Here is a 6,945-nt window from a genome sequence, read left to right as displayed (position 1 = left end):
CCCGGGGTCGTACCGCTCGGCGTGTCGGGGCGTGGGGGGCAGGTGGGCGGCTCAGGCCGCCCGGACGTCCCGTTCGGTCACCGTGTGCGCGCAGGCGCGCCGGGCCGTCGACCGGCGCCGGCGCAGGAAGCGCGGCAGCGGCACGGCGAGGTTGACGAAGCCCTCCGCCTGCATGGCGGCGAAGCCGATGCGGGGCAGGTCGGCGGAGGCCCGGTAGACCACGAACCGCGGTTCCCAGCGTGGCTGGAACTTGGCGTTGAACTTGTACAGCGACTCGATCTGGAACCAGCGCGAGAGGAACACCAGCAGCCCGCGCCAGGCGCGCAGCACCGGGCCGGCGCCGATCTTCTCGCCGCGGGCGAGGGCGGAGCGGAACATCGCGAAGTTCAGCGAGACCCGGGTGATGCCGAACCTCGGAGCGGCCTGCAGGGCGGCGACGATCAGCAGTTCGTTCATGCCCGGGTCGGCGCCGCGGTCGCGGCGCATCAGGTCCAGCGACACGCCGTCCCTGCCCCAGGGCACGAAGTGGAGGATCGCCTTCAGGTCGCCGTACTCACCGGGTTCGTCGTCCTGCTTGTGGGCGGTGGCGATCAGGCAGTCGCCGTCGGCAGGGTCGCCGATGCGGCCGAGCGCCATGGAGAATCCGCGCTCGGTGTCCGTGCCGCGCCAGTCCTCCGCCGCCAGGCGGATCCGCTCCAGCTCGGCCTCGCCGACGTCACGGATGCGCCGTACCCGGGTTTCGTAGCCGGCCCGCTCGATGCGCTTGACCATCTGGCGCACGTTGCGCATCGCGCGTCCGGCGAGCGAGAAATCCGCCACGTCGACCACCGCCTCGTCGCCCAGTTCCAGGGCGTCCAGGCCCGTTTCGCGGGTCCACACCTCGCCACCGGTCTCCGAGCAGCCCATCACCGCGGGCGTCCACGAGTGGGCCCTGGCCTCGTCCATGAAGCGCTCGATGGCGCCCGGCCAGGCCTCGACGTCGCCGATGGGGTCGCCGCTGGCGAGCATCACGCCGGACACGACCCGGTAGGTGACCGCGGCCTTGCCGCTCGGCGAGAACACGACGGCCTTGTCGCGGCGCAGCGCGAAGTGGCCGAGCGAGTCGCGCCCGCCGTGCTTCTCCAGCAGCGCGCGCAGCTTGACCTCGTCGTCCTCGGTGAGACGGGCGGCCGGGTGCTCCGGGCGGAAGGCCAGGTAGATCGTGGTGACGGCGGTGATCCAGCCGAGGGCGCCGAGGGAGAAGGCGACCGTCCAGGAGGTGTTGCCCTGGTAGTCGACCGGGCCCTCGAAGCCGGCCAGGCCGTAGATGACGTGCGTCAGCCGGTCGGCCAGGCTCGGGTCGCCGATCGTCCGGTGCGGGTGGACGCTGACGATGACGAGACCGAGGGCGAGGGAACCGGCGCTCATGAGCACGAAGTTGGCGAGCGCGCGCCACCTGCTGCGCGGGTCCGGCAGGGCCGCGAACTGGTCGCGGTGGCGCAGCAGCGGTACCAGCAGCGCGACTGCGATCAGCATGCCCACGACCGAGTGCCGGTACGCGAACTGCGCCACCGCACCCGCCGGAAGCAGCGCGACCGCCGCACGCCACGCCCGGCGCTTGCGCCGTTTGAGCCCGTGCGCGAGCAGCAGCAACAGCACGCCCGCGCTGAGCGAGAGCGCCGCCGCGAACGGCCCGAAGGAGCCTGGCAGCACCTCCGCCATGGCGTGCATACGGCTGTGACGGAAGCGCGGGAACACACCCGCGGCGATGTCCAGGGCGCCCACGAGCGCGGCGGCCCTGCCGACCACGGCGGGAACGGCCTCGGGGCGCGGGCCGCGCAGTATGCGCCGCGCCAGGCTTGATCGGCCCGGAACCCCGCCCGACATTTCCCCATCTATCCTGACAGACATCGCATCCCGTAGTTCTGCGAGAGACCTTGAACCCGGGCCCGATCGGGCATCCGGCGACATTGCGCCCTCTAGGACGGTGTCTCGGGGAGAGAGGTTCACTCCCCACCGGAAAGTCGGGTCAAAGGCCAAGGAAAGCCCCGGGCAAGCCCTCGCAACGTCGCGCGGGCACGCCACGGGCGGAAAGCACAGGTAGGAAACAGCCCATGGGTCTCACGAGCAACAAAGTGCTGGTGCTGGCGATTGCGATCGCCGTCGCGCTGTTCATCGGCACGGTATGGCTGTGGCCGCGCCTGGCCCGCCCGGACTGGCGGGCCGTCAGCGGGCGGGTCGGTCTGCTGCTCTTCACCCAGGTCGCCCTCTTCGCCGGCGTCGGGCTCGCCGCCAACCAGGCCTTCGGCTTCTATGCCAGCTGGGCGGACCTGTTCGGCCAGGAGACCGACCAGGGGATCGTCGTCGACCACTCGGCCAACGGCAGCACCGGCGGCCCGCTCCAGGTGGTCTCCACCTCCGACGTGCCGGGCGTGAGCGCCGCGCGGCCGGAGACCGGCGGGCAGATACAGAAGGTCGACATCGTGGGCCGTACGACCCACATCGTCACACCGGCGTACGTGTACCTGCCGCCGGAGTACTTCCAGCCGCAGTACCGCACGCGTACGTTCCCGGTGGCGGTCGTGCTGACCGGCTACCCGGGAACCGCGCGGGCGCTGGTGGACAAGCTGAACTACCCGAGCACGGCGCAGCGGCTGGCCAAGGACGGGCGGGTGCAGCCGATGATCCTGGTGATGCTGCGGCCGACCGTGGCACCGCCGCGGGACACCGAGTGCGTCGACGTGCCGGGCGGGCCGCATGCGGAAACGTTTTTCGCCAAGGATCTGCCGGAGGCCGTCCTCGGGCACTACCGGGCCGGCAAGCGGCCGGGCAGCTGGGGCGTCGTCGGCGACTCCACGGGCGGCTACTGCGCCCTCAAGCTCGCCATGCACCACCCGAACGTGTACGCGGCCGGCGCGGGCCTCTCGCCGTACTACAAGGCGCTGATCGACCCGACCACCGGTGACCTCTTCCACGGCGACGGCAAACTGCGGAACCGCGCCGACCTGTTCTGGCTGCTGGAGCACGACGAGGCGCCGGACACCTCGTTGCTCGTCACCAGCAGCAAGGTCGGCGAGCACAACTACAAGTCCACCATGAAGTTCATCCGGCAGGTCCAGGCCACGAATCTGACCCGGATCTCGTCGATCATCCTCGGCAGCGGCGGGCACAACTTCAACACCTGGCGGCGCGAGATCCCGCCGACGCTCCAGTGGCTCAGCGGACGGCTCACCGACCGCTGAGCCGTCCTGGCCCTGACGTCCCGTGAAGCCCACGGTGTGGCCGTGTTTTTACGGGGCGGGGGCCCACGATTCGCCTACGCGCGGTAAGTTTCTGGCCATGCCACGTGGACGCCACCGCCATTCCCCGCCTCTGCACCGGCTGTTGCCCCCGTCGGCGATCGCCGGCGTCTCCGTCGCCTGCGCGCTGGGTCCGTGGGCGTTCTCCGAGGTCACCGTGTTGCGCGCGCTGGCCGCGGCGGCCGCCGCGACGGCGGTCCTCGGCGCGGTCGTGATGCGCCGCTGGGACGCGCAGGCGGGCAAGCAGGTCGCCGAACTCACACGCGCGCGTGCGGGCGACGAGTGGCGGTTCGAGGAACGGGTCGCCGAACTGGAGACCGACCTGGAGGAGTCCCGCGAGCTGCGCGCGAAGCTGGAGCAGCGGCTGCGCGCCAAGCGGGCGGAGCTGGCGGGCCTGCGCAACGAGCACGCGGCCCTGCTGCGCCGGTACGCCACGGCGGAGACCGAGCGCGCCAGCGCCCTGGAGGGACGGCGGCTGCTGGAGATCGAGGCGGCGGTGCCCGAGCCGGAGCCCGCGCCTTCGTCGTCGCCCGCGCTGCCGCCGGCGCGCAGCGCCGAGCCCGCGGCCGCCGCGGGTCAGGAGGCGTCCGGCACCGAGGAGCGGCCGGCGGTGTTCTCGCCCGGGGGCGCCGAGCTGTACCGGCGGGCGCTGACGGCCATGGCGCGGTTCGACAGCGAGGGTCCGGGACAGGGGGAGGCCGGGGTCGAGACCGACGCCGAGACCGGTGCCGGGAAGGACGCCGAGGGGGACGAGCCCGGGGTGGCGGAGGTCCGGGGTGCGCGGCTTGAGCCCGCGGAGTCCGCTGCCGCTGCGGAGTCCACTGCCTCCGCGGAGTCCGCTGACGCCACCGGGTCCGCTGACGCTGGTGAGGCGGCCGATTCCGCCGGGTCCGTTGCCGTCGCGTCGCAGACGTCCGAGCCGGAGGCTCACTCGGCTCCCGAGGATGCCGCCGCGGAGGCCGCGGTCGCCAAAGGAGAACCCGCAGCGGACGGCGTGAAGGAGGGCGCCGGTCCGGCGCCGGCCACCGAACTCGCGCGTCCCGTGGGCCGGCCGCCCGCCGGGCACTTCACCGTGCCGACCGCGGTGGCCGTCGTACCGGCGGCGCCCGTGCGGCGCCCGGTGGTCGAGGGCGGCTTCGACTTCTTCGGCACCCAGAAGGGCGCGCCGAAGGCCACGCTGGACTCCGTGCAGAACGAGGACCTCGCCGATGTCGTCGGCCCCGAGGCGCTCGCCGTGCACAAGGCCGAGTCCGAGGCCGGGTTCAAGGCCGCCGACGCGCGCTCCCGGGGGGTCGGCCAGGTCATCGACCTGACCGCGCACGACGAGACCGAGCAGATCGACATCCAGGGGCTGCGCAGCGCGGCCTCCTGAGCCGACGTCAGCCGTACGGACCGAGCACCGGGCCCGGCCTTCCCACGAGGGGAGCCGGGCCCGAAGCGTCGGCCGAGGGGCCGGACCTGTCAGCCGGTGCGTGGGTCCCACGGGGTCGCGCCAGGGCAGCTCGTGTGTCGGTCCCACAGGGTCGCGCCAGGGGAGCTCGTGTGTCGGTGCCACGGGGCGTATCGGTCAGCCGGTGTGCAGGTCCGGTGGGTTGCGCCGGTCAGCCGGTGTGTCGGTCGCACGGGGGGCGCGCCGGTCAGCCCGTGTGCAGGTCCGCGGGGTAGCGCCGGTCAACCCGTCTGTCGGTCCCACGGGGCAGCGCCGGGCAGCCCGTGTGCCGTTCCGGTGGACGGTGCCGGTCAGCCGGTGGTCATCCAGCGGTCCGGGAGGGCGTCCCGGCGGCCCGTGCGGGATCTCTCCGCCTGCTCGTCCAGGAGCCGTGCGGCCTCCTCCGCGCCCCGGAGCCGGGCCGTCACGGTCTTGTTCGCGCCGGTGTCCACGCGGACGTCGGCGAGCCCCCAGCACCGCTCCCAGGGCCCCTGGGTGAGCCGTACGCTCTGCACCTTGGCGTGCGGGACGAGCGAGAGCCGGCGGCACAGCAGGCCGCTCCGGGCGGCGAACACCGCGCCGGTGACCGCGAGCCCGTGCCCGCGCCACCACAACGGCACGCACCACCGGGCCCGGCGCGGCACCCGCGACAGCTCCCGGGGCACGGTCACACCGGGCAGCACGCGCGCGACGACGGTTTCGGCGACCGCGCGCGGGGCGACGGGGATCAGCACGGAGTTGGCGGATCCGGCCACGTCCAGTTCCACCCGCACCCAGCCCGGCCACCGCCACAGCAGCGGCTCCACGATCCGCACGGTCTGGACCCGGCCGGGCGGCACCGTCTCGTGCGTACGGTCGAGCAGCCCGTGGTCGATGCGGAGCCCGTCCGGGGACTCGCTCACCGTCCAGTCGAACTCCGCGACGAACCGGCCCACGCTGCTCGCCCCGGCCGCGCCGACCAGGGGCAGGGCGGTCCCGACGACCGTCCACGGGCTGTGGGTGATGAGCCACAGCACGGTCGGGACCACCAGGGCGGCGCACAGCGAGCCCCAGGTGGCGCCGGTCAGCACCAGGGAGCGTGCCAGCACGCGCGGGGGCACGCGCAGCAGTACGCGCGCCGGTGCCTCTCCGACCTCGTGCGCCGTCTCGGGCGCGAAACCCGCCGCACGCGCGAGCAGTTCCGCGCGTAGGGCGCGCGCCTCCCGCTCGCCCAGGAAGGCCAGCTCGTCCTTGCGCTCGGCACCGACGACGTCGATCCGCAGCTTCGCGACGCCCGCCACGCGCGCGAGGAGCGGACGCGAGACGTCCACGGCCTGGACGCGCTCCAGCCGGATGTGCGCGGTGCGCCGGAACAACAGCCCGGTGCGTATGCGCAGTTCGGTGTCGGTGACCGCGTAATGCGTGAACCACCAGGACAGGAAGCCGTAGAGCCCGGCCGCCGGAACCAGTACCGCGAGCCCCAGCAGGAGCACGGTGCCGGTCAGCCGGTCGAGCTGTTCCTGCGCGCCGTTCGGGTCGTGCGCGGCCCAGCCGGCCAGTACGGCGAGCGGCGCCCACGCCCGGCGGAAGGGCGTGACCGGGTGCAGCCGGCGCTCGGTGACGGGCGGGCGCCGCGGTGTGCCGTCGTGAGGTACGCCGTCGTGAGGCGTCGCGCTGTCCGGTGTGCCGCCGGCCGGTGTGCCGTCGCCAGGTATGCCGTCGGTGCCGTCGGGGGAGGTCACAGCCCCGCCGATCGTGCCTCGCCCAGCTCGGTCAGCCGGTCACGCAGGCGTTCCGCCTCGGCCGGGTCGAGGCCGGGGATGGTCGCGTCGGTCGCGGCGGCGGCCGTGTGCAACTGCACCGTGGCCAGCCCGAAGCGCCGCTCCAGCGGTCCCGAGGTCACCTCCACCAGCTGCATCCGCCCGTACGGCACAACCGTCTCCTCACGCCACAGGACACCCCGGCTGATCAGCAGGTCGTCGGCGCGCTCGGCGTACCGCCACGAGCGCCAGTTGCGCTCCAGCAGCCACCAGCACCAGGCGGCGCACGCCGGCGGCAGCAGTGCCCAGGCCGCCCAGGCGGGCCCCGCGAGAAGGCCCGGGAGGAGCCCCGCGGCGAGCGTGAGCACCGCCGTCCACACCACCAGCAGCAGCCGGCGCACCCGTAGCAGCCCGGGCCGCAGCCCGCGCCACACCGGCCAGCCCGCCGGCGCTCCGGTCCCTCGAAGACTCCCCGTTTCCATGAGCCCAGCGTACGTAG

At 73.7% G+C, this 6,945-nt stretch carries 5 protein-coding genes; 2 read left to right on the top strand and 3 right to left on the bottom strand.

Annotation, left to right across the window (positions count from 1 at the left end):
* Positions 1–51: 51 nt before the first annotated feature.
* Positions 52–1,866 carry a phosphatidylglycerol lysyltransferase domain-containing protein gene (locus C3492_RS39035; protein WP_103817353.1) on the bottom strand — a complete coding sequence of 605 codons (1,815 nt, stop codon included), beginning with the start codon at positions 1,864–1,866 and terminating at the stop codon, positions 52–54.
* A 227-nt stretch (positions 1,867–2,093) separates the two neighbouring features.
* On the opposite strand from C3492_RS39035, the gene C3492_RS39030 reads away from it, so the two are divergent.
* Positions 2,094–3,221, top strand: a complete 1,128-nt coding sequence (locus C3492_RS39030) for an esterase family protein (RefSeq protein WP_103817352.1) — start codon at positions 2,094–2,096, stop codon at positions 3,219–3,221.
* A gap of 97 nt (positions 3,222–3,318) precedes the next feature.
* Positions 3,319–4,650 (top strand): hypothetical protein, encoded by a 1,332-nt coding sequence (locus C3492_RS39025; RefSeq protein WP_181140775.1) that lies wholly within the window; start codon positions 3,319–3,321, stop codon positions 4,648–4,650.
* A gap of 368 nt (positions 4,651–5,018) precedes the next feature.
* On the opposite strand, the gene C3492_RS39020 is transcribed toward C3492_RS39025, so the two are convergent.
* Positions 5,019–6,428, bottom strand: a complete 1,410-nt coding sequence (locus C3492_RS39020; protein WP_103817351.1) for a PH domain-containing protein — start codon at positions 6,426–6,428, stop codon at positions 5,019–5,021.
* Positions 6,425–6,928 carry a PH domain-containing protein gene (locus C3492_RS39015; RefSeq protein WP_103817350.1) on the bottom strand — a complete coding sequence of 168 codons (504 nt, stop codon included), beginning with the start codon at positions 6,926–6,928 and terminating at the stop codon, positions 6,425–6,427. Before C3492_RS39015 ends, C3492_RS39020 begins: the two co-directional genes overlap by 4 nt.
* Positions 6,929–6,945 lie beyond the last annotated feature (17 nt).

Origin of the sequence: Streptomyces sp. Ru62 (assembly GCF_002920615.1) — a bacterium.
In the GTDB taxonomy this organism is placed as follows: Bacteria; Actinomycetota; Actinomycetes; order Streptomycetales; family Streptomycetaceae; genus Streptomyces.
Note: the sequence above shows the minus strand (reverse complement) of the source record. Positions and strands in the feature narration are given on the sequence as shown.